Source organism: Pseudomonas batumici, assembly GCF_036585405.1.
Lineage (GTDB): Bacteria > Pseudomonadota > Gammaproteobacteria > Pseudomonadales > Pseudomonadaceae > Aquipseudomonas > Aquipseudomonas batumici.
Genome location: NZ_CP144470.1, coordinates 6,454,150 through 6,478,770, shown reverse-complemented (window position 1 = coordinate 6,478,770; position 24,621 = coordinate 6,454,150). Strand labels below are relative to the sequence as shown.

General features: G+C 58.5%; 26 protein-coding genes. 10 read left to right on the top strand and 16 right to left on the bottom strand.

Going from position 1 to position 24,621, the window contains the following annotated elements; genetic code table 11:
• Positions 1 to 53: 53 nt before the first annotated feature.
• Genes NUH87_RS29865 through NUH87_RS29855 form a run of 3 tightly spaced genes read right to left on the bottom strand, consistent with a single transcriptional unit; the run spans position 54 to position 2,457 of the window.
• Complete coding sequence (locus tag NUH87_RS29865) at positions 54 to 470, bottom strand: VOC family protein (RefSeq protein WP_338523871.1); 417 nt, start codon at positions 468 to 470, stop codon at positions 54 to 56.
• Positions 471 to 504: 34 nt separating this feature from the next.
• Complete coding sequence (locus tag NUH87_RS29860; protein ID WP_338523870.1) at positions 505 to 1,296, bottom strand: SDR family oxidoreductase; 792 nt, start codon at positions 1,294 to 1,296, stop codon at positions 505 to 507.
• A gap of 30 nt (positions 1,297 to 1,326) precedes the next feature.
• The gene (locus tag NUH87_RS29855) at positions 1,327 to 2,457 is read right to left on the bottom strand and encodes an alkene reductase (protein WP_338523869.1); all 1,131 of its coding nucleotides are present in this window, start codon (positions 2,455 to 2,457) and stop codon (positions 1,327 to 1,329) included.
• Between the two features lie 128 nt (positions 2,458 to 2,585).
• Between NUH87_RS29855 and NUH87_RS29850 the strand changes: the two genes are divergently transcribed.
• Positions 2,586 to 3,473: a LysR family transcriptional regulator gene (locus NUH87_RS29850; RefSeq protein WP_338523868.1), complete on the top strand. Its 888-nt coding sequence runs from the start codon at positions 2,586 to 2,588 to the stop codon at positions 3,471 to 3,473.
• A 71-nt stretch (positions 3,474 to 3,544) separates the two neighbouring features.
• On the opposite strand, the gene NUH87_RS29845 is transcribed toward NUH87_RS29850, so the two are convergent.
• The 9 genes from NUH87_RS29845 to NUH87_RS29805 all read right to left on the bottom strand — a co-directional run bounded on the left by NUH87_RS29845 (position 3,545) and on the right by NUH87_RS29805 (position 11,205).
• On the bottom strand, positions 3,545 to 3,988 hold the full coding sequence (locus NUH87_RS29845; protein ID WP_338523866.1) for a PaaI family thioesterase: 444 nt from the start codon (positions 3,986 to 3,988) through the stop codon (positions 3,545 to 3,547).
• 18 nt (positions 3,989 to 4,006) lie between these two features.
• Positions 4,007 to 5,722, bottom strand: a complete 1,716-nt coding sequence (locus NUH87_RS29840) for a fatty acyl-AMP ligase (protein WP_338523865.1) — start codon at positions 5,720 to 5,722, stop codon at positions 4,007 to 4,009.
• Positions 5,701 to 6,435: a thioesterase II family protein gene (locus NUH87_RS29835; RefSeq protein ID WP_338523863.1), complete on the bottom strand. Its 735-nt coding sequence runs from the start codon at positions 6,433 to 6,435 to the stop codon at positions 5,701 to 5,703. The genes NUH87_RS29840 and NUH87_RS29835 overlap by 22 nt, the downstream gene beginning before the upstream one ends.
• A gap of 19 nt (positions 6,436 to 6,454) precedes the next feature.
• Complete coding sequence (locus NUH87_RS29830; protein WP_338523862.1) at positions 6,455 to 7,678, bottom strand: cytochrome P450; 1,224 nt, start codon at positions 7,676 to 7,678, stop codon at positions 6,455 to 6,457.
• 52 nt (positions 7,679 to 7,730) lie between these two features.
• Entirely contained in the window at positions 7,731 to 8,594 is an 864-nt protein-coding gene (locus NUH87_RS29825; protein WP_338523861.1) for a cyclopropane-fatty-acyl-phospholipid synthase family protein, read from the bottom strand.
• Complete coding sequence (locus NUH87_RS29820; RefSeq protein WP_338523860.1) at positions 8,591 to 8,866, bottom strand: acyl carrier protein; 276 nt, start codon at positions 8,864 to 8,866, stop codon at positions 8,591 to 8,593. The genes NUH87_RS29825 and NUH87_RS29820 overlap by 4 nt, the downstream gene beginning before the upstream one ends.
• Positions 8,867 to 8,880: 14 nt before the next feature.
• On the bottom strand, positions 8,881 to 9,870 hold the full coding sequence (locus tag NUH87_RS29815; protein ID WP_338523858.1) for an acyl-CoA desaturase: 990 nt from the start codon (positions 9,868 to 9,870) through the stop codon (positions 8,881 to 8,883).
• Between the two features lie 81 nt (positions 9,871 to 9,951).
• Positions 9,952 to 10,353: a PaaI family thioesterase gene (locus NUH87_RS29810; protein WP_338523857.1), complete on the bottom strand. Its 402-nt coding sequence runs from the start codon at positions 10,351 to 10,353 to the stop codon at positions 9,952 to 9,954.
• A gap of 63 nt (positions 10,354 to 10,416) precedes the next feature.
• Complete coding sequence (locus NUH87_RS29805) at positions 10,417 to 11,205, bottom strand: alpha/beta hydrolase (RefSeq protein WP_338523856.1); 789 nt, start codon at positions 11,203 to 11,205, stop codon at positions 10,417 to 10,419.
• A gap of 344 nt (positions 11,206 to 11,549) precedes the next feature.
• On the opposite strand from NUH87_RS29805, the gene NUH87_RS29800 reads away from it, so the two are divergent.
• A complete protein-coding gene (locus NUH87_RS29800) occupies positions 11,550 to 12,359 on the top strand; it encodes an isocitrate lyase/phosphoenolpyruvate mutase family protein (RefSeq protein WP_338523854.1) in 810 nt (269 codons plus the stop codon).
• A 32-nt stretch (positions 12,360 to 12,391) separates the two neighbouring features.
• Here NUH87_RS29800 and NUH87_RS29795 read toward each other — a convergent pair whose 3' ends face one another.
• On the bottom strand, positions 12,392 to 13,420 hold the full coding sequence (locus NUH87_RS29795; RefSeq protein ID WP_338523853.1) for an AraC family transcriptional regulator: 1,029 nt from the start codon (positions 13,418 to 13,420) through the stop codon (positions 12,392 to 12,394).
• 140 nt (positions 13,421 to 13,560) lie between these two features.
• Here NUH87_RS29795 and NUH87_RS29790 point away from each other — a divergent pair, with 140 nt between their 5' ends.
• From NUH87_RS29790 to NUH87_RS29780, 3 genes are read left to right on the top strand one after another with little or no spacing between them, the layout of a single operon-like run.
• Positions 13,561 to 14,307, top strand: coding sequence for an SDR family NAD(P)-dependent oxidoreductase (locus NUH87_RS29790; protein ID WP_338523852.1), 747 nt, complete (start codon positions 13,561 to 13,563; stop codon positions 14,305 to 14,307).
• A gap of 10 nt (positions 14,308 to 14,317) precedes the next feature.
• Positions 14,318 to 15,727, top strand: a complete 1,410-nt coding sequence (locus tag NUH87_RS29785; RefSeq protein WP_338523851.1) for an SRPBCC family protein — start codon at positions 14,318 to 14,320, stop codon at positions 15,725 to 15,727.
• On the top strand, positions 15,708 to 16,553 hold the full coding sequence (locus NUH87_RS29780) for an SDR family NAD(P)-dependent oxidoreductase (protein WP_338523850.1): 846 nt from the start codon (positions 15,708 to 15,710) through the stop codon (positions 16,551 to 16,553). The genes NUH87_RS29785 and NUH87_RS29780 overlap by 20 nt, the downstream gene beginning before the upstream one ends.
• Before the next feature lie 43 nt (positions 16,554 to 16,596).
• Here NUH87_RS29780 and NUH87_RS29775 read toward each other — a convergent pair whose 3' ends face one another.
• Positions 16,597 to 17,616, bottom strand: coding sequence for an AraC family transcriptional regulator (locus NUH87_RS29775; protein ID WP_338523849.1), 1,020 nt, complete (start codon positions 17,614 to 17,616; stop codon positions 16,597 to 16,599).
• A 198-nt stretch (positions 17,617 to 17,814) separates the two neighbouring features.
• Here NUH87_RS29775 and NUH87_RS29770 point away from each other — a divergent pair, with 198 nt between their 5' ends.
• Genes NUH87_RS29770 through NUH87_RS29760 form a run of 3 tightly spaced genes read left to right on the top strand, consistent with a single transcriptional unit; the run spans position 17,815 to position 20,270 of the window.
• Positions 17,815 to 18,120, top strand: coding sequence for a YtcA family lipoprotein (locus tag NUH87_RS29770; RefSeq protein WP_167337440.1), 306 nt, complete (start codon positions 17,815 to 17,817; stop codon positions 18,118 to 18,120).
• A gap of 15 nt (positions 18,121 to 18,135) precedes the next feature.
• On the top strand, positions 18,136 to 19,203 hold the full coding sequence (gene mdtN, locus NUH87_RS29765; protein ID WP_338523848.1) for a multidrug transporter subunit MdtN: 1,068 nt from the start codon (positions 18,136 to 18,138) through the stop codon (positions 19,201 to 19,203).
• Positions 19,200 to 20,270, top strand: coding sequence for an FUSC family protein (locus tag NUH87_RS29760; protein ID WP_338523846.1), 1,071 nt, complete (start codon positions 19,200 to 19,202; stop codon positions 20,268 to 20,270). Before mdtN ends, NUH87_RS29760 begins: the two co-directional genes overlap by 4 nt.
• 53 nt (positions 20,271 to 20,323) lie before the next feature.
• Here NUH87_RS29760 and NUH87_RS29755 read toward each other — a convergent pair whose 3' ends face one another.
• The gene (locus NUH87_RS29755; RefSeq protein ID WP_338523845.1) at positions 20,324 to 20,761 is read right to left on the bottom strand and encodes a ParB N-terminal domain-containing protein; all 438 of its coding nucleotides are present in this window, start codon (positions 20,759 to 20,761) and stop codon (positions 20,324 to 20,326) included.
• Between the two features lie 27 nt (positions 20,762 to 20,788).
• Positions 20,789 to 21,679 (bottom strand): CoA ester lyase, encoded by an 891-nt coding sequence (locus NUH87_RS29750; RefSeq protein ID WP_338523844.1) that lies wholly within the window; start codon positions 21,677 to 21,679, stop codon positions 20,789 to 20,791.
• Positions 21,680 to 22,157: 478 nt separating this feature from the next.
• Between NUH87_RS29750 and NUH87_RS29745 the strand changes: the two genes are divergently transcribed.
• On the top strand, positions 22,158 to 23,552 hold the full coding sequence (locus NUH87_RS29745; protein WP_338523843.1) for a Y4yA family PLP-dependent enzyme: 1,395 nt from the start codon (positions 22,158 to 22,160) through the stop codon (positions 23,550 to 23,552).
• Between the two features lie 14 nt (positions 23,553 to 23,566).
• A complete protein-coding gene (locus NUH87_RS29740; protein ID WP_040067453.1) occupies positions 23,567 to 24,610 on the top strand; it encodes a PLP-dependent cysteine synthase family protein in 1,044 nt (347 codons plus the stop codon).
• The last annotated feature ends 11 nt before the right edge of the window (positions 24,611 to 24,621 follow it).

Below are 24,621 nucleotides of genomic sequence, written 5' to 3'. Positions count from 1 at the left end.
TGTTCCAGAGGTTTAAGGATGCATCACGACTTCCCGAGACTGGGCACTTCAAATCACCGCACTTTCGGCGAGTCCGCAAAAATCAGCTCCACCTTTATGCCATTCGGGTCCTCAACAAACAGCTGATGCTCCGACAGATCAGGCACCACGCGCTCGCTGAACCGCAAGCCAAGGTCGAGTAGGCGTTGCCGGTGACTCTCCAGATCGCTGCAGCGGAACGCGATGTGATCGAGCGCGCCGCCGCCCTCTTCCACGGCACGCGCTCCCAGATAGCGGTCCAGCTCCGCGCCGCTGCTTTCCAGATTGGCAATATGAACAAGTGGACGACCTGCTGCGTAGAGCCAGCGACCCGGAAATGGGAACGCAGGACGCCAGCCCTCCTCCAGCCCGATGGCGTCGCGAAAGAAATCCGCCGTCTCATCGACTTTGGCTGTGCGCACCGTGAAGTGATCGAGATGTTGAATCGTCATGGTCGATATCCTTTTGATCGAGGGATGAGCCAGGCTAATGCAGCCCCATCCCACGCGACGCCGCAGCAGCGGCACGAACGGCAAGCGCACGTGGAATGAAACGAGGCAACCAGGAGGTGATGCGCACGCTGGATCGCCCCGGATAAACCACCTTTTCCTGACGATCGAAGGCTTCCAGCGTCCTGCGGACAACGACTTGCGCCGTGTCCATTTTGATCGCCGGCTGATCGGCCGAGGTTGCCGCAAAAAACCGGGTGGACGTGGGTCCCGGGCAGGTCGCCAGTACCTGTACGTTACGCGGTACAAGCTCATGGCCCAGCGCTTCGCTGAAATGCAGCACGAATGCCTTGCTCGCCGCATAGGTCGCCATATAAGGAATGGGCTGGAAAGACGCGTTGGACGCCACGTTGATAATGCCGCCCTTGTTCCGGGCAGCCATCGCGCTACCCAGCCGATGCGAGAGTCCCACCAGCGCCTGGATATTCACCTGGACCAGATCCTCCTCCCTGGCCAGCGGGTTCGACAAGAACTCGCCGGTGAGCCCGAACCCGGCGTTGTTGACCAGCAGGTCCACCGCAATCCGTTGCCGTTCCAATTCTTCGCTGATACGCGTCGCGGCATCACGCTCTGCCAGGTCGACCGCCAAGACGATGGCCTGGACGCCGTACTGCTCGGTCAGTCGCTTTGCCAGGGCATTCAACGCATCCAGCGAACGGGCGACGAGAACGAGGTTGGCGCCTCGTGCCGCGAGCGCTTCGGCAAAGGCTTCGCCAAGGCCCATGGAAGCGCCGGTGACGAGCGCAAACGCATTACGGTAAGTGAACATGGTATGGGGCCTCATAGATAGGTAGAGCGGTTACGCGCGAACAGCATTCGGCGCTTCGGCCGTTGGCCACGCCGGATAATCCGAGTAACCGCGTTCGTCACCGCCGAACAGCGTGTCGCCGCCAAACTCGGCCAGTGGGAGATGTTCCAGCAGGCGTCTTGGCAAGTCAGGGTTGGCCACGAAAGGACGTCCGAAGGCGACCAGGTCGGCGTAACCCTTACCAATCACCCAGTTGGCGCGGTCCAGATCGTAGTTGCCGGCAACGATGATGGGCCGTTGGAAGCGCGCCCGGACATCGGCCCGAAACGCCTCCGTGAACTGCGGCGCATCATCCCAATCGGCCTCGACCAGATGCAGGTAGGCAATGCCAAGCGTTTGCAGGAACGAGGCGGCGTCGAGGATCGTTGGCAGAATGTCGGGGCAGTCCATGCCGCGTGCGGTCAGGAACGGGGCTAGCCGAATGGCGGTGCGCTCGGCACCCACTTCTTCTACTACAGCACCAACCACCTCCTTGAGGAAGCGCAGCCGATTTTCCCGCGAGCCGCCGTATTCGTCGGTTCGGGTGTTCGCGGTCGTGCGCAGGAACTGATCCACCAGATAGCCGTTCGCCCCATGGATCTCGACACCATCGAAACCAGCCGCGATAGCGTTGCGCGCGCCGACGCGGAAGTCGTTGACGATACCGTGGATTTCCTCTTTGCCCAGTGCACGCGGCGTCGGGCAATCCACCATCTCGCCCAGGCCGGTCGCAGGATTCACTTTCCAGATCTTGGCTTCGAATGGAACCGCCGAAGGCGCGACCGGCAACTCCCCATTGTGGAAGTCGGGATGAGAGATCCGACCGACATGCCAAAGCTGAAGAAAGATGCGTCCACCCGCGGCATGCACGGCATCGGTGATCAGTCGCCATCCCGCCACCTGCTCCTGGCTATGAATACCCGGGGTAAAGGAGTATCCCTTGCCTTGCGGTGAGATCTGCGTCGCCTCCGAAACGATCAGTGCAGCCGAGGCACGTTGCGCATAGTAACGGGCGTTCAGTGCATTGGGGATGTCACCCGGTTGCGTGCTGCGCGCGCGCGTCATCGGCGCCATCACGACGCGGTGAGGCAGGGATTGCTCACCAACAAGGGTGGGTGTGAACAGGGCTGAATAAGCGGTCATGGCAAGACTCCAAACGCTATGTGGGGTTGAACAGAGGTTTTCCGTTCAGATGCGCAGAGTGTTGCCCCTTGCCTTGAGGATTAGAATATGGCTATTGGTAGATAGATTATCGAACAAAGGTTGAGAATATGCTGGACGACCTCAACGAGCTTCGCACCTTCCAACGGATCCTGGTCTGCGGCAGCCTGTCAGCCGCTGCGCGCGACTTGGGCGTAGGGCTGGCCGTGGTCAGCAAACGGCTCATGGCACTGGAACGCCGGGCGGGACAGCGACTGATCAACCGGACCACCCGCACACTGTCCGCGACCAGTGAAGGGCTGGCCCTGAGTGCCCATGTCGATCGGATACTGGAGGAACTGGAGGCTGCGGAATCACGAATGACGGTGGGCGGTGAAGAGCCGTTTGGCCGGCTACGGGTCAGTTCGCCCATTTCTTTCGGACGCATTCACCTGGTGCCGCTGGTGGCTGAACTGGTCGAGCGCCATCCACGGCTGGATATCGAACTCCGGCTCGACGACCGACTGGTCGACCTGACGTATGAACGGATCGACGTCGCGGTGCGTATTGGTCAACCTCGGGACAGCAGCGCCATCCTGCGCAAGCTGGCGGACAACCGGCGGATTCTGGTGGCCGCCCCTGCGTATCTCGAACGCCATGGGGAACCCGGGTCTTTACAGGACCTGGAGCGTCATGGCTGTCTACGCTATGACGACCCCTCCCAGCCCTGGCGCCTGGAAGGTCCAGGGAGCGAAGTGATCGAATTCCAACCGCGCGCGCGGCTCCACGCCAATAGTGGCGATGCCGTGCGCGACTGGGCGATTGCCGGCCACGGGATCACGCTCAAATCCAGCGTCGACGTTGCAGACGACCTTACCGCCGGCCGCCTGGTTCATATACTGCGTGACTGGCACAGCGCAAGCGCACCGATCTACGCCCTGCTGCCCTCCCGACGCTTCATACCGAGCAAGACGAGGACGTTTCTTGACGCCCTCGGTGCTCGGCTCACAGCGCTTTGACGCCGACAAAATCCGCTGGGCCGTTGTCGACACGGCGTTGCGCTATCAACCCGGACATCCACCCAAATGTTTCAGGCCTTAAGGGGGATATTGCGCATCGTCACCAGTGCGGTAGCACACAGTGTTTCCTTGCCTTGTTTCACGGCAAACAAATCAGCAGCGGCAACCGTCGTATTGTTCGACGCATTGATGACACGCCCCCTGGCCAGCAGCTTGTCACCGTCCGCCGGAGCGATCAGCTTGACCGTGAAGTCTGTCGTCATATTGATCCAACCAGGCGGCAGCAGGGTTCCAGCAGCCGAACCACCGGCGAAATCGGCCAACGCGCCGATGATGCCGCCTTGAAAGAAGCCACTGTGCTGAGTGAGCTCCTTGCGGGTGGGCTGCTCGATTTCGCAATAGCCCGGTTTCAGGTAGTTATAGTGAAACCCCAGCAATTTAGCCGCGGGCATACTGAGTACGGCGCCTTGCACATGTTTGTCAAAATCTGGGTTACTGGCGTTGAAATCTTCCATGGTATAGATCCTTGTTATCTATGCGGGTGAACGACACTCACCAAGCCATCGCTCAAGGGTATTGTCGATATATTGAGAACGGATTGCATGACGCATTACTTTGCCGCTACTGGTTTTCAGCAATTTCCCAGGTAGCAATAGAACGATATCGTGAGGTGTGACTTCATTATTCAGCACCACCGCCTGTCGAATCGTTGAAACGACTTCGTCTAGGATAATTTTCTTCCTCCACGACCTTCGTACTTCCTGGACAACGATCAGTTTTTCTTCAGTCTCCATCAGTGAGAACACGGCACATGCCGAATGCTCGAGACTGTCATGGGCAGTGAACACACTGTGTTCAATATCATGTGGATAATAATTTTTACCTCGAATGACAATCATATCTTTAATACGACCTGTTACATATAGCTCCCCCTGGTGAATAAAGCCAAGGTCGCCAGTACGTAAATAAGATCGTTGAATATCACCCGATAAATTATTGACAAAAACTTCCGAGGTCAGGGCGGGCTGATTCCAATAACCTTTGGCAATATGAGGACCCGCTATCCAGACTTCTCCAACTTCAAGCGCTGCACAGGCTTTACGGGTCAGCGGTTTCACAATCGATACCCACGTCCCTGGCAACGCTCGCCCCGAACTGACCAGCGTCTGACAGAAGCCCGCATCGCTTGGCAAGATATTGCCATCGCGCAAGGCCTGCGCGTCGACGCTTAACATCACCGGAGCATTTCCCTTGGCCCCTCCCGTAGCCTGCAGGGTGCATTCGGCCAAACCATAGCAGGGGTAGATCGCCTCTCGGCGGAGTCCGAACCGGGCGAAAGCAGCCTGGAATTTGTTCAACGTTTCCTGACGAACAGGCTCGGCACCATTGAAGGCGATTTTCCAGGTGCTCAAATCCAGCTCGACATCAGGCTCACGCTCAAGGGCTGCAATGCAGGCTTCGAACGCAAAATTCGGCCCGCCGCTGGAATGCGCCTGGTACAGCGAAATGGCTTGAAGCCAGCGCAAAGGCCAGCGCATGAACGTCACGGGGGACATCAGGATGCTAGTAGCGCCGGCAAACATCGGCTGCAAGATGTTTCCGATAAGCCCCTGATCATGGTAGTGCGGGACCCAACCGACTACGCAAGAGGTCTCGTCATGGCCAAACGCCTGGTGAATCATCGCTTGATTCGCAACGACATTGGAATGCGTCACCATGACACCTTTGGGTGACGACGTGGAACCTGACGTGTACTGAATAAACGCCAGGCTTTGATCATCGAGCACAGGGTAATCAGGGCAACCCGCAGGCAGAAGATCGTCTGCCAAATCGTCCATCTCGATCCAGGAAAGCGTCTCTGGCTGATGCTGATCTCGAAAAGAGTTGCCTAAGGCTTTGTGCGTGATAACCAAACGGGGGGAGCAGTCGTCAATAATGCCTTGCAGTGTGCGTTGCGACCGCCTTTTATTGGGGGGACAGAGAGGCACGGCGACCACCCCCGCATATAGGCAGCCAAAAAACGCAATAATGAAATCCAGCCCGGCGGGGAGTATCAATAGCGCCCGGTCACCGACTTGAGTGACTATCATCAGACGACTGGCGAATTGCCTGGCTTCAACCCTCAACTGTGCAAAGGTCAGCGTTTTTTCCGGAAACAGCTTTTCCGAAAGAAAAATATAGGCCGCCTTTTCCGGATAACGTTCGCTGTGACTGTCCAGGCAGTCAATCATGAATTGAAACTGTTGCATTCAAGCCTCCTGGAAACGTGTGAATTCAATGAGCGATGAATAATGTCGATGAGTCCTTGAGGCCGAGAAGAGTGGAAGAAGTGATCCCCCTCCAACTCATGGAACGCGAAGCCGCCCGTTGTTCTCTCCTGCCAGGCCATAAGCTCACTCATTTCGACGACAGGATCCTGCCTGGCGTAGATTGCGCTGATCGGACACCTCAGCCTGTCCATTGGCTGGAATCGATAAGTTTCCACCAAGGCCAGATCACTCCGAATACTCGGTAGCAGCGTGCCTAGGACGCGGCCATTGGTGCTGATTGCCTCTGGAACGCCACCATAAGCGATCAACGCTTGCAGAAATGTCTGATCCGGCAGCTCATGAACGGGGGCTAGACGTGCCACCAGCTGCGGAGCTCGTCTACCCGAGACGAACAAATGCGCAATCGGAACCGTGTTCAGTTTCGACAGCTTGCAGGCAACGTCATAAGCCAGGATGGCCCCCATGCTATGGCCGTACAACGCCAACGGCCGGCGTTCATGACCAAGCTGTTGCGCGATATGGCTGGAAAGACAGTCGATCTCTGTAAAGGTAGCCCTGAGGGCATGCCGCTCGAAAGACTCCGGCTTTATCCTTTGGATGCGCTCGGAAAGACGTGGCCCCCAGCCGTTGTAGGTCGCATTGCTGCCACCTGCGTGAGGAAAACAGATCAGGGAAATAGCCGGGGTATCCATATCACCTTCCCTGGGAGCATCAGGCAAATTGAATATCAAGTGATGACAGACAACGAACGATGAAACTACCAGACTGCCAGCTCGGCTCAGGGCAACGACGTGTCCATTCAGGCCCCTCCAGCAACTGGGAAAGTACCGCCTGGGTCTGGCGCTCGGCCAGTAGCGCTCCCAGGCAGCCGTGCATGCCGTAGCCAAAAGCCAGATGGCCCTTGGTCTGGCGCTGGATGTCAAAGCTGGCCGCACCAGAAAAGGCCTCTTCATCCCTGTTCGCCGACCCCAGGCACAGGAGAATCTGATCCCCCTCGCGGATAACCCGCCCATCCACGATGAGATCCTTCGTCGCCAAGCGCTTGGTATGCTGAAGCGGTGCCTCGAAACGCAAGGACTCCTGTACACAACCCGGAACAAGATCCGGGCGCTCCTGAAGCAAACGATATTGGCCAGGGTACTCAAACAGCGTATTGATGGTATTGCCTATCAGGCTCTTGGTGGTTTCGTTGCCGGCAACAAAACACATGATGCAGACAAAGATCAGTTCCTCATGGCTCAGACGGTCCCCGTCGATTTGCAAATCAAGCAATTGACTGATCAAGTCCTCCCCGGGTTTGCTTCTGCGTTCGGCAATAACGCTGGCAATGTAGGCCATGTAATCATCAAGAACCGCGCTGACTCTTTCGAAGTCGTCCTTGACCATTAATCCAGGCTCCAACAAAAATCGAATCGCATGGGTCCATGCGTCAATGCTCGAATGCATGTCAGGAGGTATTCCGATCCACTCGCACATAACCCGCAACGGTAAAGGCTGAGCAAGACCGGAGATCATGTCCATACCGCCCTGCCGCCGACCCTCCGCCAACAGCTCCCGGGTAATATGCGCTATGGAGAGCTGCAACTGATCTATTGCCGTTTGCGAAAATGCCACATTCATCAGTTTTCTCAAACGATGATGATCCGGATTTTCAGTGAACACGATGGATTTGTAGGCTAACCGTTGAAATGGTGCATTATCACGAGCAAACTTGGCGGCCTGATTGTCGACCAGTTTTGGAATAATACTGACATTACAACTACGGTCACGCAAAATACTCATGACATCGGCATGTCGAGTCACGACCCACATACCCAATACCTTATGCAGTGGGTTCAGCTCACGCAACCGACTGTACACTGTGTAGGGTGCCTCGCGAAACTCGGCGGAGAACGGATTGAATCGAGGTAAATCCATTGTTTTAATGGGTGTCATTGTGTAATCCCGAGCAATGTCAGCTATCGCGAGGCAACGGCTGCCAGATCAGTCAGCGAATGGCTTGAAGCTGCAGCCTCAACAATTGAATCTTCCCAAACTGAAACCCATACGCTGACATTTTCAAATAACGCAAGTAACGACTGACCACCGCCGCCCCCACACGCTCCACTGCAACAGCTTTATTGGCAGACAATCGGTGATACCACTCTTCGCAAGTCTTCGCATAATCCAATCGACCGTTCTCGACGCGTTGGATTTCGAAGAGACCGTCCGCGGCCTGTGCTATTTCAGCCAACGTTGGCAGATCGGCATTAGGGAATATTTCTTCATTGAAGAATGCGTTCGCCTGCTCCCTGCGCATGGAACCATAGGCGATGGTTTGCAATGAAAGCCGGCCGCCGGGCGTCAGCCAGTCCCGGCAAGAAGCAAAAAAACTCCGATAGATCGCTATTTTTTCTTCGACACTGTCTGCCGGTGTCGCAAAATGCTCGAAGGCACCAATCGAAATAATCCCATCGAATGACGTGACAGGCTGGAACTCCTGCCAATTCTTCACCTCTATCGCCACCTTGGAATAGCGCTGTTTCTGGATAAAATCTGCTTGCGCATCACTCAACGTCAGGCCCACCGCGTGCTTGATACCAGGCATATGTTCCAACGCCTCAAGCACACCTCCCCAACCACAACCGATATCCAGCACCGATGTCAGTCCGGGCGCCCCAATGGCATTAAGGTGATAGGCAATTTTATTTTCTTGCGCGGCCTCTAGCGTTTTATTATCCGCCCAGATGGCACAGGAGTATGAAAGTGTCTTGTCCAGCCACAGCTCATAAAAATCGTTTCCCACATCATAATGGTAACGTATGGCTTTAGAGGCCTCATCCAATCGCTGACCAGCCGTTGAGCGGCTCATTTTTCCGCTGCCCCATTCCTGGCCAAAATTAAATTTGCCACGGCCAGGATACTGGAGTTGTCGAACAACTCTTCCGCTGAAATTTCCACCCCATACTGTTGCTCAATCTCAATCAGCAAAGACACCGCCAGAGAGGAATCCAGACCCAGCTCACTAAAATCTTTATTTTCATCGATAGCGATCCCCGGGGAGTTCAAAAGCCCACCGATCTGATCTTTACACCACTGGATAACGGCAGCTTTTTCCGCTTGAAGGTTTTCATAGGCAGTCATATTTAGCTTCCTTCTTAGAGAGACTGTACATTTCTTTTTTTACGACTCGACCTTCTTTGTGCGGTGGGAACACGAAGGTCCCATGCCAATCCCACCAAACTCAAGCCGCGCACGAACCAGTAGCCAGGATCAAATATTGCCCATTGCAAACCGAATGAAGGGGACTCGGGAAAGGCGTGATGATTGTTGTGCCATGACTCGCCAAAGGTAAACAGGCCCAACACTCCACCATTACGACTGTAATCCCTGGATTGATAGGGACGCGTACCCACACGATGGAGTACCGAGTTGATCGACCAAATGATATGCCCCACCACAAACATGCGAATGACACCGCCCCAGAGGAAACCACTGAGCGCCCCCCACCAGGATTGGCTGAGCAGTCCCCCCAGGAGCGCCGGAGCCAGCAGGCCGAGAAGCACCCAAGTGTAGTAATACCGGGCGGTTTTGCTGATGAGCGGATCTCGAAGCAGATCAGGAGCGTAATAGACAACGTTGGGATAATCGTGTGCCTTCATCCAGGTGAAGTGTGAGTGAACCAACCCCTTGATGCCCCCTATGATTCCGGACCCATGCAGATTAGGTGAATGCGGATCACCAGGCTGGTCACTCAACTCATGGTGACGACGGTGCATGGCCACCCAAGACAGCAAAGCGCCCTGACCGGCCATGGAACCTAGTATTGTCAGTAGCACAGCGACTGCCGGCGTGGCCTTGAACGAGCGGTGAGTAAAGTACCGATGATAGCCCACACTGACACCAATCCCGGTCAAGGCCCAGAATAAAATAAACAAACCAATATCCAACGCACTGATCGGCAGATACAGCGACAACAAAGCCGCCAGAACAACACCGAATATCGGAAGAATATCGAACAGAATAAAGTGTCGGCGCTGAAGCCGATGAAAATACGGACTACTGATGGCCTTGCGTTTCACGTTCTTACGTTCGGTTTTACTTTTAAACTCTTGATCCGTTTCCGATGAGTGCGCAGCACTGTCCATTGTCAATCACTCCGTGACCTATCGTTGATTGCGCTTGATATGACGTTTGGCAGAACCCTTGAGTCCTATCCTGCCAGCGTTTCAACTCGCCACTAGAAATGACGCACTGGCTCTGACCACGCGCTCGTCGTCAACGCAGATATAGGTATTGGCAAACACCAGTCGGCTCCCGGTCTTTTGAATATCGACCTTGGCTTCCAACCAATCGCCGACTTTCGCTGAGCCGGCAAAATCCGTCGTCAGTGTCGTCGTTACCAGTTTAAGAGGTGGGTCTTTTGAAAACGCGGCGCTGTAACCCAATGCGATATCAGCCAGCGCCATGAACAAGCCGCCATGGGCCAGTCCACGAGCATTAGCATGTTTTTCCTCAACGCGGATGCCAACGATAAAACCTTCAGAATCCTCACGATAATAAAAGGGTCCTAAAAGGTCAAGAAAGGGACTACTCCTGAACAACAGCTTGTAACCTTGCGGAATATCCATATCGCGCTCCACTTATTATTTTAATAGACATGAAAAAACTGGGAACTTCAACCTTGTCCCCATTCAACGCAAGGCGTCAGATAAAAACGCCTTGATGCTTGAGTTGACGACAGCGGAATGAGTGATACTGACCGAGTGTGCAGCACCCGGAACGGCCAGGAATTGACTACCGGCAAGCCCGGCACTGAGCTGTTTAGCCTGGTCAATACCGATAGCACCGTCCTCAGTCCCCCAGATGACCAACGCGGGTACATGCAACTCACTCAACGCCGGTACCAGATCGTCTCGCTCCGCCAGTGCATGAAAGTTAAAACCTAACGTACTGTTTTCGATAGTACGCCACTTTTCAACCCAAGGGGCAGCTAACGCTTTATCCGGCCCCAAAATAAGGCCGGACACACTTTGTGCTATTTCATCGGTGAGCGAATTTTCAAACCAAGCATTCAAAAGATGGGTGTAGGCGAGTCTCTGAGTTTCATCTTCAACGCCGGCTTGCGTAGCGATCAGAATCAATGCCTGAACTTTCTCGGGATAACGGAGCGCCGCTCGGAGGCTGACATAGCCACCTTGCGACATACCCAGCAGGACAGCCTGATTTATATGAAGGTAAGCCAACAAGGCAGACAGGTCGTCTGCACTGTCCCAAAGGCTGAACGGTTCATTGATGAAAGCAGCCTGTCCGTGACCCCGCTGGTCCCATGTAATGACTCGATAAGAGCCACGCAACGCCTGGACCTGAGCATCAAACATGCTTTGGTCCATAAACAGACCATGTGATAGGACGATTGCCACCTCTCCGTCCTGCGTATCTGTAAAGCTGATTTCTCTTCCATTGATCAGCGCAGTAGCCATTTTATCTTCCATGATATGACGATGTGGTGCATGTGGCGTCGAATATAGTCGAGGGATCTCAGCTGTCAAATTTCCAGGCCACTCTCACTAGGAGTCACTCGCCGCTATCCCGATAGCCAGCTCTCCAACACCTTGGCCAGAGCCAGAATACGATCCTCTTTCCAGTGAAGTCCGATAATCTGAATGCCGATCGGCAGGCCAAAATCTCGCCTCGCCCCTGCTTCACTGGGATAGTATCAATCGCCATCCAATGCCATTTAACCGATCGTTTTTTTGTAATCAACGACACAGATGACACCACCCCTTGCCATTCCAAACATAACGTTCAAAGGAGTTGAATTTTCATGACCGCACTGGATACCGCTTTTCACAACCTTCATCAGCATGGACTACTGGTCCTGGCCAACGTCGCCGATGCCGGCGGTGCACGCCTCGTCGAACGCCTGGGCGGCAAGGCGGTCGCCACCAGCAGCGCGGCCATGGCCTGGTCCCATGGCTACCAGGATGGCAACAAGCTGCCGCTCGACCTGCTGAGCACCACCGTCAAATCGATGGCCCGGGTGCTCAGCGTACCGCTCACGGTGGATATCGAAGGCGGCTACTCGGATGACCTGGAGCAGGTCGGCCAGGTGATCGACGCCGTCATCGCCGCCGGGGCGGTCGGGATCAATATCGAAGACGGCCTGGCCCGTCCCGAGCTGCTCGTGCGCAAGATCGACGTCGCCAGAAAGGTAGCCAACCGCGCGGGGGTCAACCTGTTCATCAACGTGCGTACCGACGTCTACCTGAAGAACCTGTTCCCCGCCGAACAGCGTCTTGAGGAGCTGCTCAAACGCGCCGCACTTTATGCCGGCGCCGGGGCGAATGGCCTGTTTGCGGCAGGCGTGGTCGACTCGAACGAAATTGCCGCCATCTGCCGGGACACGAAACTGCCGGTCAACCTGCTGTCCCGGGATGGGCTGCCCTCGCCCGACGAATTGCAGCGCCTGGGGGTCAGACGCCTCAGCGCAGGCTCCAGCATCGCCGAGTTCCTGTACGGCGCCATGGGCACATTGGTCCGCAGCTTCCTGGACAACGGCCAGCTCGATACCCACGCCTTGAAGGCCCACACCTACGGCGAACTGAATGCCTTGATGGCGGCGAAAACCGAGTGATGCCCGGTCCGGGACGGGGTGAATACCTCGTCTCAGGACGGCCCCCTTGCAGACCTGAACTCCCCCGGCGTCATCCCGCTCCAGCGTGAAAACGCCCGAACGAACGCTGGCGGCTCGCTGTAGAAGAGCTTGAAGCTGATGGTCTTGATGGAGTCCTCGGAGTGATGCAGCAGGTAGATCGCCCGCTCGAAACGTATCTTGTCCACCAACTCGGAATATTGCACCCCCTCCTCACCCAGGTACCGCCGCAGACTGCGCTCCGAGCAGTTGAGCTTCTTGGCCATGGCCGCAGTGTTCGGATAGAAGTCGATGCACGCCAGGAGGCTGCTCACTCGGCTTTGCCAGGACAACGTTGCACGCTCCGCCTGGGCTTCGCGACACAGCCGTAGATACAGGTGGTAAGCGTGGGGGTTTCTCCGTGCATTGCGCAGGTGGCCCCGTTCATTGTCGTAGGTGACATAGGTGTGGTCATGACCGAAGCTCACGGGACAATCGAACTCGACCGGATAGCGCTCGGCGTCTTCGGGCTCGGGATAACCGAATGCCACCGCACACACATACCCTTCTGCATCCCCACCGAAGAGGTCACGCAGTAGCTGGCGCGTGCCAAGGATGTCGCGGTCGATGAGAAACCGGTACAGCGCGGGCAATCCGCCGACCTGGCGGTAGCGGACGACCGACTGACCGGTGGCGAGGCTATCGATCAGTTCGGGCACGATCCAGGGATTGGTCAGGGGATGGAAACGCCGCGACAGATAGCCGGCATGGCCAAGATCAATCGCGTTTGCCAGCAGTCCGCCCAGCACCCCCACGCTATTCACGTTGGTCAGCCGACCGAGGTCCAGGCCGGCCGCCGTGCCTCCATCATAAAGACGCAGGATATTCTCGTAGACCGTCTGTTCCTGGCGGCTGTCGGGCACTGACTCAGGCAGTGCAAAACTGTCGACGCCCAGGCCGCTCCCCGCCAGCACCTCATGCAACGAATATCCCCACGCCTCCATCTGCGCAATGCAGAAGCACAGCGGTGCCTGGCTGGCACGGGGAAACATGGAAAGACTCATGGCGGCTCACGCTTCTCAGAAAGGGCTATTTAATGTTCTTTTGGCTGTAATTATCAATCATCTGACACGTTCGAACATCGCCTCGAAGGGACCGGCTTGGCTTAATGCGCCTGGAGAAAAACAATAATGAGGCAGCGTTCATGAGCAAATCGGTCTTCATCACCGGCGCATCTTCCGGCCTGGGGCGCCAAGTGGCGGGTGAATTCGCCAAGCGTGGCTATGACCTGGCGCTGGCTGCCCGTCAACTCGACGTCTTGCACCTCATCAAGTCCGAGCTGGAGGCGCAGCACGGCGTGCGGGTGCTGGTCTATCCGCTGGATGTCAGTGATACCGGGCAGATACGCGAGACGCTGACTGCCGCCAGCGTCGAACTGGGCAAGCTCGATATCGTTGTGGCCAATGCCGGGTTGGGTCACGACGGACGCATAGGACGCATCGATTTCGCCAACTCCCGCCAAATGTTCGAAGTGAATGTCATCGGCGCCTGCGCCACCGTCGACGCGGCAATCACCCTGTTCAAGCACCAGGGTCATGGGCAGATTGTGGCGATGAGTTCGATCGCCAGCTGGCGCGGCCTGCCCGGCAGCGCGGCCTACAGCGCGAGCAAGGCTGCCGTCAGCGTGTACATGGAGGCCCTGCGTGCCGAAACACAAGGCAAGGGCAAGAGCCTGGCCGTGACGGTCATCTACCCGGGTTATATCGACACGCCGATGAACAACAAGCTCAAGCACCGGCCCTTCCTGCTATCACTGGAGGAAGGTGGCAAACGGATCACCGATGCCATTGTGCAACGTCGCAAGCGAGCAGTGATTCCCGGTTATCCCTGGCTGCTGCTGCGGCCCCTGCTGCAACTGCTGCCGACCGCGCTGATCGGCAAACTCTTCTGAGCGAACGACCATGACCACCACTATCTGCCAGATCGCGCTGTGCGTGCGCGACACCCGCGCGTCCCTGCGTTTCTACCAGAAGCTGTTCGGCCTCAAGCATGTCTTCGGCACGTTGTCCTTCCGTGGCAAGCAGGCCGAGCGGATACAAGGCCTTGCCGGAGCCGCCTCGCGGGTCAGTTGGTTGATCGACGACCGGGCGTTCTTTCAGTTGGAACTGTTCGAATTCGAGTCGCCGGTCTCCGCCCCCCTCTCCCCCGAGGACGACGAGCGCGTCGGTTATCGGCGCATCCTGGCGCGGGTCGATTCGCTGGAGCGCTTCGAAACCCTCGCGCGGTCTCTCGGCGTCTCCCTGGAAACCAAGCGGCTCGCCAATCGCCGTTTCATCCGGGATCCGGACGGGATTCTCATCGAGCTGATCGAAGACCGCTCCCTGCAAGGGTTGCCCTACCCGTGCAAGCTGACAGGCCTGGGCCTGGTTGTCGCCGATTGCGCCCGCAGCGTGGCGGCCTTTGTCGAAGGGTTGGGATTTGAGCGTGGCGCCCCGCTTGTCGAGCAGGATAACCCTGGCATCGCCAGCGCCTGCCTGATCAAAGGCGACATGTGGCTGGACATCCGCCAACCGGCGGCCCCCAAGCCCTGGCCGCCCCGTTACCGACTGAGCGACATCGGCATCATGAACCTGGCCATGGGTTTCGACAGCCAGGACGGATTCACCGCACAGTTCGAACGGGCGCTGGTGGCCGGCTTCGTGCCCAACTGCACACCGGTGGGCCAGGCGGGGCTGGTGCAATGCGTCTACCTCAACGACCCGCACGGCTTTTCGGTGGAGATGCTCTACTGTTCGCCACGACTGTACGCCCTGGTGGGCTTCAGCAAGCCAGACTTAAGAGCCAGGTTGTTCAACCGGCAGCGCGAGAAGCAGGCGTACAAGGCCCTGGGGACCCGTCGTGACAGCCTCTTCTCGCGGCAGATCAGGACCGAAATCGAGATCGATGCGCCCCCCAGTGCGGTGTGGAACTGTCTCGTCGACTTCGAGCGCTACGCGCAGTGGAACCCCATGCTGGAAATCCAGCAGATCGATCACCGCCCCGGCGGGCAGGTGCGCTTCGCGGTCAAGCTGGGCAAGGAACGCAAGGCGTCCTTCCAGGCCCGCATCAGCAGCAACGAAGCGCCACGCCGCTTCGCCTGGCGGGGCGGCAACCCTTTCACGGTGACCGGCGAACACTTCTTCCAGCTGATGGAGAACGCCGATGGGTCCACCCGCTTCATCCATGGAGAGCGCTTTTCCGGCCTCTTGCTGCCGGCGCTCTGGCAGCGCTTGAGCCAATCGAAACGACTCTATCAACGTATGAACGAAGCGCTGAAACAGCGTATCGACACCGCTCATCAGGAGGCGACAGATGAAAGACTTGAACGCTAAGGTCAGCGTGATCACCGGAGCCGGCGCCGGCCTGGGCCGAGAGCTGGCGATGGCGTGTGCGCGACGTCGGATGAAGCTGGTACTGGCCGATGTCGAAGCCGCCAACCTGGAGACCACCCGCACCTTGATCCAGCAGGAACACCCCGGCACAGACATCGCCACCCTGCAGGTGGACGTGTCCAGATTCGAGCAGGTCGCCGCACTGGCGAAACTGGCCGTGCAACGTTTCGGCGGTGTGCATCTGCTGTTCAATAACGCCGGCGTGGGCGTCACCGCGCCGATCTGGGAAAACACCGTCGCCGACTGGCAGTGGGTCACCAACGTCAATCTTTATGGCGTCGCTTGGGGCGTGAAAGCCTTCACGCCGATCATGCTCGAACAGGGCGAGGGGCACATCGTCAATATCGCCTCGGCGGCTGGCTGGATGTATTCGGCCGGCAGTGGCATTTACAACGCCACTAAAGCGGCGGTAGTGGCGCTTTCAGAGAGCCTGGCCAACGACCTGAAGATGGCCAACAGCGTGGTCGGCGTCAGCGTGCTCTCTCCTGCCTTCTTCCCGACCGGCATCATCGAGTCCGAGCGCAACCGTCCGGCGGAGTTCGCGGATACTGCCGCCGACAGCGAGATGAAGCGGCAGTACGAGGAGCGGGTGAGACGAGCCGTGGAAGCCGGCAAGATTTCCGCGCGCGAAATCGCCGAAATCACCCTGAAGGGCGTGGAGGAGAACCGCTTCTACCTCTTTCCCCATGCCTGGGTACCCGGCGCAATCGCCTTGCGCAGCAAACAGGCGCAGGCGGGTATGACGGCCTTCGATCCACAAGCTTGATCAGGCTGACAGGAAGTCGCCCCTCACCCGGACCTTTGCCGGATCAGTCCGGGCGTCGGGCACGCCGAAAGGCATGGGGAGACTCCCCGGTCCAGCGCTTGAACGCATGGATAAAGCTGGCGGACTCCGAATACCCCAGGGTCTCGGCGATCTGCTCGACCTGCAGGCGCGAGCCGGTCAGCAAGCGTTCGGCGATCGCTTCGCGCACTTCGTCGCACAAACCGAGATAGGCCGTGCCCTCCTCCCGCAATCGACGCCGCAAGGTCCGCACCGACAGGCACAGGCTGTCGGCCAGCTGCCCCATGGAGGGCATGGCGGCCGGCTGGGCGGCCAGCAACTCGCGCACGCGCCCCGTCAGTTCGCCGGTCTTCGGCCCAACCTGCAAACCGCGCCGACACTGGTCATGGGCGATATGCAGCGCCAGCGGATCGGCCAACGCCAGCAATACATCCGCGTCGGCCTGGCTGAAGACCAGGGTGCTTTTCGGCGCATTGAACTGCGGACGCACACCGGTGAGTCGCTGATAAAGCGCCACGTCGGCAGGTTCGGCAAAACTGAACGCAATGGCCTGGGGAATCGCCGTGCGTCCGAGCAGATCGCCGGCGATCCGCAACCCGGCGGCAAAGCATCGCTCAACGATGAACGGGCGCAACTCCAGCGGGATTCCGCTCTCCTCGCATTCGATCCGCAGGTCCGTTGCCCGGGCATCCACCGCCACGCGCACCAGGCTGGCATTCAACTCGGAGTAGTGCGGAATGAGTGAAAAGGCATCGCGCAGCGTGGGGCTGCTGACCAGGGCGAATCCCAGCGCGGCCAATGAGGTGAAGCGGTAGCGCAATCCCACCTCCAGCCCCAGGCCGGTGACACCGCCACAGTGCTTGAGCAGGTTGCGGATCAGGCGAAATTCCTGCTCGAAGGAAATGATGCCCGTGGGCTTGGCCAAGTCGCCGGGCTCAAGCCTGGAGCCTGCGAGAAAGTCCACGATCGACAGGCCACGCTCAAGCCCGACCCGGGACATGATGACCGCAGCACTGATGCTACGCTGTTGATTACTCACTGGCACATCGACTCCACCAAAAGACACCCAAGGTCGATCACAGTGCACTCCCTATCAATTTTATGGCCGAACAGATCATGTTCACCCCTGAAGCGCTCTCTAGAATATCGGCAACGAAAGACTGCGGAACACTCGTTCACTTCGCTCCGGGCTCGAGCGTTTGCGGCGCGCCCCGTTTTGCCAATCCAACCAGAAGCGTCGACCTTGATTAATACCCGCCCCACCGGCGCCCGCTCCCCAGGCGAACGTCTGTACCGTACCGGAAAAACACTGGCTGGCACCCTGGCCTGCCTGACACTGGCCGCCTGCAAGCAGCCCCCGTCGATCAACGTGATCGGCGCCTATTTCCCGGATTGGCTGTTTTGCACGATCGGCGGCGTCCTGCTGACCTTTGTGATCAGGGCTGTGCTGCTCAGGACACAGCGTACCGCATGGCTGCAACCGCTGGTGCTGAGCTACCCGCTGCTGGCCCTGTTTTTTTCGCTGCTGACCTGGCTGGTCTTTTTCTAACCCGGGCGTTTTCCCATGAACACACACTCGTCTGCTCAATATCCTCGTCGACTGCTGGTAGGCGCCCTCTGCGTCGCCGTCCTGGGCCTGCTGCTCTGGGTGATCGCCCGGCTGGATGCGCAACCGCGCACCGACGACGCCTACGCCTATGCCGATACCGTCAATGTCACCCCGCAGGTCAGCGGGCGCATCGTCGAGTTGCCCGTGCGGGAAAACCAGCCCGTCCACCAGGGCGACGTACTGATGCGCATCGATCCGCGCCCCTACCAGGTGGCATTGGACGAGGCCAGGGCGGCGCTGGTGGAGCTGGATCAGCAGATCGGCCTGAACCAACGGCAGGTAAACGCCCAGCGCCTGAACGCCGAGGCGGCGCATGCCGAGATCGAGCGGGCGCAGGCGCTGGCCAAGCAAAGCGGCGACACCCTCAGGCGCCAGGAAAGCCTGCTGTCCCATGGCTACATCTCCGCGGAGGCCATCGACCAGTCGCGCACCTCACGACGCAGTGCGCTGTCGCAACTCAACGTGAGCCAACTGCAAGCCCGTCAGGCCACTGCGGCGGTCAGCGGCGTCGAGGCCCTGGTGGCCCATCGGGCGGTGATCGAAGCACAGATCGCCCGGGCAGCGCTGAACGTCGAGTACAGCACCGTGCGTGCTTCGTTCGACGGGCGCGTGGTGGGCCTCAAGACAACGGTTGGTCAATTCGCCTCGGCGGGCCAGCCGGTGTTCAGCCTGATCGACACGCAGCATTGGTACGTGGTCGCCAATTTCCGCGAAACCGAGCTGAAGAACATCCGACCGGGCGATCCCTCCACGGTCTACCTGATGAGCGATACGCGCCAGACATTCACGGGCAACGTCGACTCGATCGGCTTCGGCGTGCTGCCAGATGATGGAGGGACGGACGTCAACGGCTTGCCCAAGGTCGCACGGTCGATCAACTGGGTCAGGGTGTCGCAACGCTTTCCGGTGCGCATCCGGGTCAATGGGCCGGACCTGCCGTCATTCCGCATCGGCGCATCGGCCGTCGCCGTCGTCAACACCGGTAGCGGCCCGGCGCAAGCATCGTCGACCACGACGCCATGAAGGACGCCACGCAGGGGCAGTCGCCACTGGGAATTCTCAAGGAGGAACTGAGCATTCGCCCTGGCAGAACGAATGCGCTTGTGCGTCATCTGGTCAGCTGCACGATCGTCATCCTGCTCTCCATGAGCTTGCAGGTGCCGCTGCTGTCGATCTCCCTGGTGCTGGTGTTCTTCGTGACCCAGTCGAGCCTGGCCCTGACCCGGATGCTGGGCATGTTGTTCATCGTCAGCACCACGCTGGCCGTGGGCTTGGCGATCCTGCTGCTGAAATTCACCTTCGACTATCCCCTGCTGCGCATTGCCGCCGCCAGCCTGGTGTTTTTCGTCAGTGTGTTTTTCATGCGCACCTGTCGACTGAGCCCGCTGTTTTTCGTGATGGCCCTGGTGACGATCTATATCCAGAGCCAGGTGGACCTCAATAACAATCCCGAAGCCCTGACCCGTGTCTGCCTCTGGGCCTGGGTCGCGATTGTCTATCCGACGGTGGTGACCGTGGCGGTCAACACCCTGTTGTTGCCGCTGCCGCCCCCCGCCGAAACCCCACGGGCATCCAAGCCGCCCCTGCTGGTGGCCGACGCCTTCGAAAACCCGGCCTATCTGCAGTTCGCCTTCAAGACTCTGCTCGCCGCCCTGTTGTGCTACCTGCTGTACACCGCGGTGGACTGGCCCGGGATCCACACCGCCATGCTCACCTGCCTGATCACGGCCATGCCGAGCCTGGAAAAGACCCTGCACAAAGGCCTGTTGCGCATCCTCGGTTGCCTGGTCGGCAGTGCCCTGGCGCTGTTGTGCATGGTGTGGATCGTGCCGAAAATCGACAGCATCGTCGGCCTGTTATTGATGAGCCTGCCCGTGCTGGGCCTGGCCGCGTGGGTCAGCGCGGGCTCACCCCGCAGCAGCTATGCCGGTATCCAGATCGCGTTCGCCTTCGCGCTGGCGCTGCTGGCGGACTTCGCGCCGATGACCAACCTGAGCGAAATCCGTGATCGCCTGGTCGGCATCCTGCTGGGGGTCATCGTCACCCTCTTGATCCATGTCGGATTATGGCCGGAGTCCGAGAAAGCCTGAGGCCGGTCCAAGGTGCTCATGAAGCACCTTGGCCTGGCGTTGTGCGCCAGCCTTCAGCCATACAGGTTGTCCAAAGGGATGGCGACCACCGGCAGTGCAGGGTCGAAGGCATGCCGGGTGGTCTTGTAGGGAAAGATCTCCCCTCGCGCAATCGTGGTGAAAATCCGCGTCACCTCAAACGCCTGCCCGGTCTGCCAATGCCGCACCCGCACCCGCGGGTCGGCATAATCGAGCTCGATGCAGGGCACCCGCGTCAAGCCCAGTTGCAACGCGGCGTTGAGGCGGTGATTGCCGTCCATCACGATCCCTTTCGAACGCTCCACAATGATCGGCTCGAGCCATTGGCCCGTGTGCAGGATCGACTCACGCAGCCGCTGCACGTTGCCGGGATCGACCTGTTCCGACTGCCGCACATCATCCAAAGGCCGCAACACGATGTCGTACCCTTGCTGCGTAGCCGCTTCGACAAAACAAGGCTGGCGGTTTTCCATGGCGCATCTCCTGATTTGACGGTCGATTCAGCAGGCATCGGCTTTGGCGGCGCGCGCATAGCGACGGGCCACGTCGCGCAAACGCTGCGCCTGTTCGATCAGCGGCAGGTCGACCATCTCGCCATCCACCTGCACCGCATGACTGCCCCCGGCCACGGCGCTCAGCACCCGGTCCGCCCAGGCCAGTTGCCGGGCATCGGGCAAGAAGGCCCGCTGCACGGTGTCCAGCTGCGCGGGATGAATGCACAGCTTGGCGCCAAACCCCAGGGCCCGGGCATAGTGCGACTCCCGCGCAACCACCGCCATGTCGCTGATTGCGGGCGTCACCCCATCGATCGGTGCCGGTAGACGGGCCGTGCGCGAAGCCAGGACGATGCGATTGCGGGCAAAGAGAAAGGCTTCCGGTATCTGGCGGCAATCGATGTCCAGGGAGAAATCCAGCGAACCGAACGCCAGGCGCGTCACCCCTGGGATCCCGGCAATGGCTTCGACCTGCTGCAGGCCCTTGGCGGTCTCGATGATCGCGACAATCTGCAAGTCGGGATGCCAGGCCCGCAACCGCTCGACCACCCGGGACAGGGTCTCGGGGCACTCGACCTTGGGCAGGAAAATGCCGGCGCAACGCTCCGGGTAGCGCATGTCGCCGAGCCACGTCATGTCCTGGGCGAAAAAGCGGCTGTTGACGTCGTTCAAGCGGATGTAACGCTGGCAGCCCGTGACCGGAGTGCTCTCCTGCCAGACCCAGATCGCCGCCCGGGAAGCCGCTTTGCTGTCGGGGTGAACGGCGTCCTCCAGGTCCAGGATGATCGCGTCGGGCCGGGCGTCGACGGCCTTGGCAAAACGCTCGGGACGATTGCCCGGAACGAACAGGTAGCTGATGGGAAGCGTGGCGGTGGTGCTGAGACGATCAGTTGTCATTGAATCTCTCCTTGGCCTGCAATGGCTGGTGATGAGGGCGCGAATAAAGCGTGCTTGGCGCACTGGCGCCGGGGTCCTACGGAAAATATTTGAAAATCCTACTTGATAATCGTTTTCATTAGCAATATCGTTCTCACCAGTTCGTAGGTTTCCTCGTACATCCAGGAAATGTTCCGAGACGTGTTGTGCAGTGATGCCATTTAGATGTCAGCTGCTAGCACTTTAGAAACTGTGCGGCGGGTCATTAATTAATGGCTAGACGCCATTCCCGCAAAAACCACATGGAATGAGGTTGTCATGCAATTGTTTTGTCACTCTATGACTGTCGTCCGTGTCATTCCCTTGTCGTCCGATACTGTTTGGCGCCCTCCGCCACCGGTTTGAATTCTCGCACCTGACGAGAGGCAGTATCACTTTTGTCGGCAACATTTAGTTGTCGAAATATGAATGGCGACGTTTTCGATGCCAGAGGTTAACTATGCCTGTTTCAATGGCGCCACGACTCAAAGAGCGAATTGAAGTTCATACCCCCGAACTCCTGACGCCACTGCTTGACCCGGTTATTTCAGATTTTCTCCACAATACCCCGGACACACTTATCGATCTGGTGGCGCAACACGGTTCGCCCCTGAATCTGGTATGGCCACATGCATTTCAAGCCAACGTAGCCGACTTTCAATCCGTATTGAATCAATTTGGCGTACGCCATGCGATCTTCTATGGCGCCAAGGCCAACAAGTCGCAAAGTCTGCTCGGCGCCGCCGCCGGCGCGGGTATCGGTACCGATGTTTCCAGCCTCTACGAACTCGAGTCGGCGCTGCGTGCCGGCTCGCCGCCGGAGCGACTGTGTGCCACGGGACCGGCCAAAACCGCAGCCTTCCACCGGGCGCTGGTGCGTGAGGGTGCGCTGATTTGCGTCGACTCCCAGGAGGAGTTCGATCATCTGAAGAGCGTGGTCGAATCGCTGCCAGCCCCTGTCAAAGCTCGGGTTTTACTGCGTTACAGGCCAAGGAGCTGCCCAGCGAGCCGCTTTGGAATGGGCGCGGACGAGCTGCTGTCCTGCCTGCAACGCCTGACCGAACTCAGCGAAATCATCCACTTCGAAGGGTTCCATTTTCATCTTGGCGGGTATGACGTCGAAACCCGGGTACAGGCCTTTCGCGAGCTCGGCGGATTCGTCGACGCGGCTCGGGAAATGGCCTTGACCCCAGGGATCATCGACATCGGTGGCGGCTTGCCAATACGCTATATCGACCCCGAGGCCTATGCCCAGTTCTTACAAAACACCAATCAGCCCAGCCATTATCACAACCAGAGAGTGCCCCACTCTTTTTATCCTTATGGCAGTCATCTGACGGCCTGCGAGTGGCTGACACTGTTTCTCCAAGCCGAATATTCGGCAGGCTGTTCCATTGCAAGTTACTTGAAAAACCAGAACATTACGCTGGCGCTGGAGCCCGGCCGAAGCCTGGTCGACCAAGCGGCGATCTCAGTGTTTCGTGTAACCCGGACCAAACAACTGGCCAACGACAAGACCGTCCTGTTTGTCGAAGGCAGTAGTTTCAGCGCCTGCGAAACATGGTTCTCATCGGAGTACCTTGTCGATCCGATCCTGATTACCCAGCAAGTATCCGCGCCTAAACCCATACAAGCTTATATCGCCGGCCATAGTTGCCTGGAAGACGATGTCATCACCCATCGCTTGATCCATTTCAATACAGCACCTCAAGCCGGCGATTTATTGATCTATGCCAATACCGCCGGCTACCAGATGGACTTGCTGGAGAACGAATTCCATCGCCATCCCCTGCCCCGGCGACTGATGGCGAGTTGTTGCACGGACGGTCACTACGCGTTTTCACCTGACTACTGAAAGGAGCACTTCAAATGATATTGAATAAAGTCTCGGACCTTATTGGTAATACGCCGATGTTGGCCCTTGCTGTTCCAGATACGAACGCCAGGTTGTTGCTCAAGATCGAGAAGAATAACCCCGGCGGTAGTATCAAGGACCGAATGGCCCGCAACATGGTGCTCGCCGCCCTCAAGTCCGGGCGCCTGAAACCCGGCGGCGTGGTGGTCGAATCGTCCTCCGGCAATACCGGCATCGGCCTGGCCATGGCGGCTGTCGAATTCGGTTTGCAGTTCATTGCCGTGGTCGACCACCACGCCGCCCAGGACAAGATCGCCGTGATGAAGGCGCTGGGTGCGGACGTGCGCTATGTCTCGGGCACTTACCGGGAGGATGAGGTTGCGGTGGTCGAACGCCAGCGATTGGCGGCGGAACTGGCCGAACAGATCCCCGGCGCGGTGTTCATGAACCAATCCGACAATGCCGCCAACGCCGGCGGTTACAGTGATTTCGTCCGGGAAACCATTGCCCAGGCCGGGGGCAAGGTCGGGGCCTACGTGGGTTGCGTCGGCACCGGCGGGTCGATGACCGGGATCGCCCGTGGACTGAAATCGCACAACTCCAGCACGGTGACGGTTGGCGTCGAGCCCGCCGGCTCCATCGTCTTCGGCCACCCCGGTTATCCGTATTACCAATCCGGTACCGGCACCCCCGCCGGCGATACCGTGGGCCTGGTGCTCGACTACAGCTGCATCGACCTGGGCGTCCAGGTCACCGACGCCCAAGCCTTCGAAACCGCACGCTACATCGCCAGGAACATGGCGTTGCTGGTGGGGGGATCCACCGGTGGCGCGATCTTCAAGGCGCTGGAGCTGATCCATAAAGGGGTGCTCAGCGGCAACGTCGTGGTACCGATTGCCGACGGCGGGGAAAAGTACCTGCACACCGTGTTCGACGAAAAATGGCTGGCCGAACGCGACCTGCTCGACCCGAGCGTGGCCGTCCAGCTGGATACCTGGCTGGGTAAGACCCAATGGCTGGAATCCGCCTCCACGCCGCTGCAACTGAGCGTTGCATGATCCGTATTCGA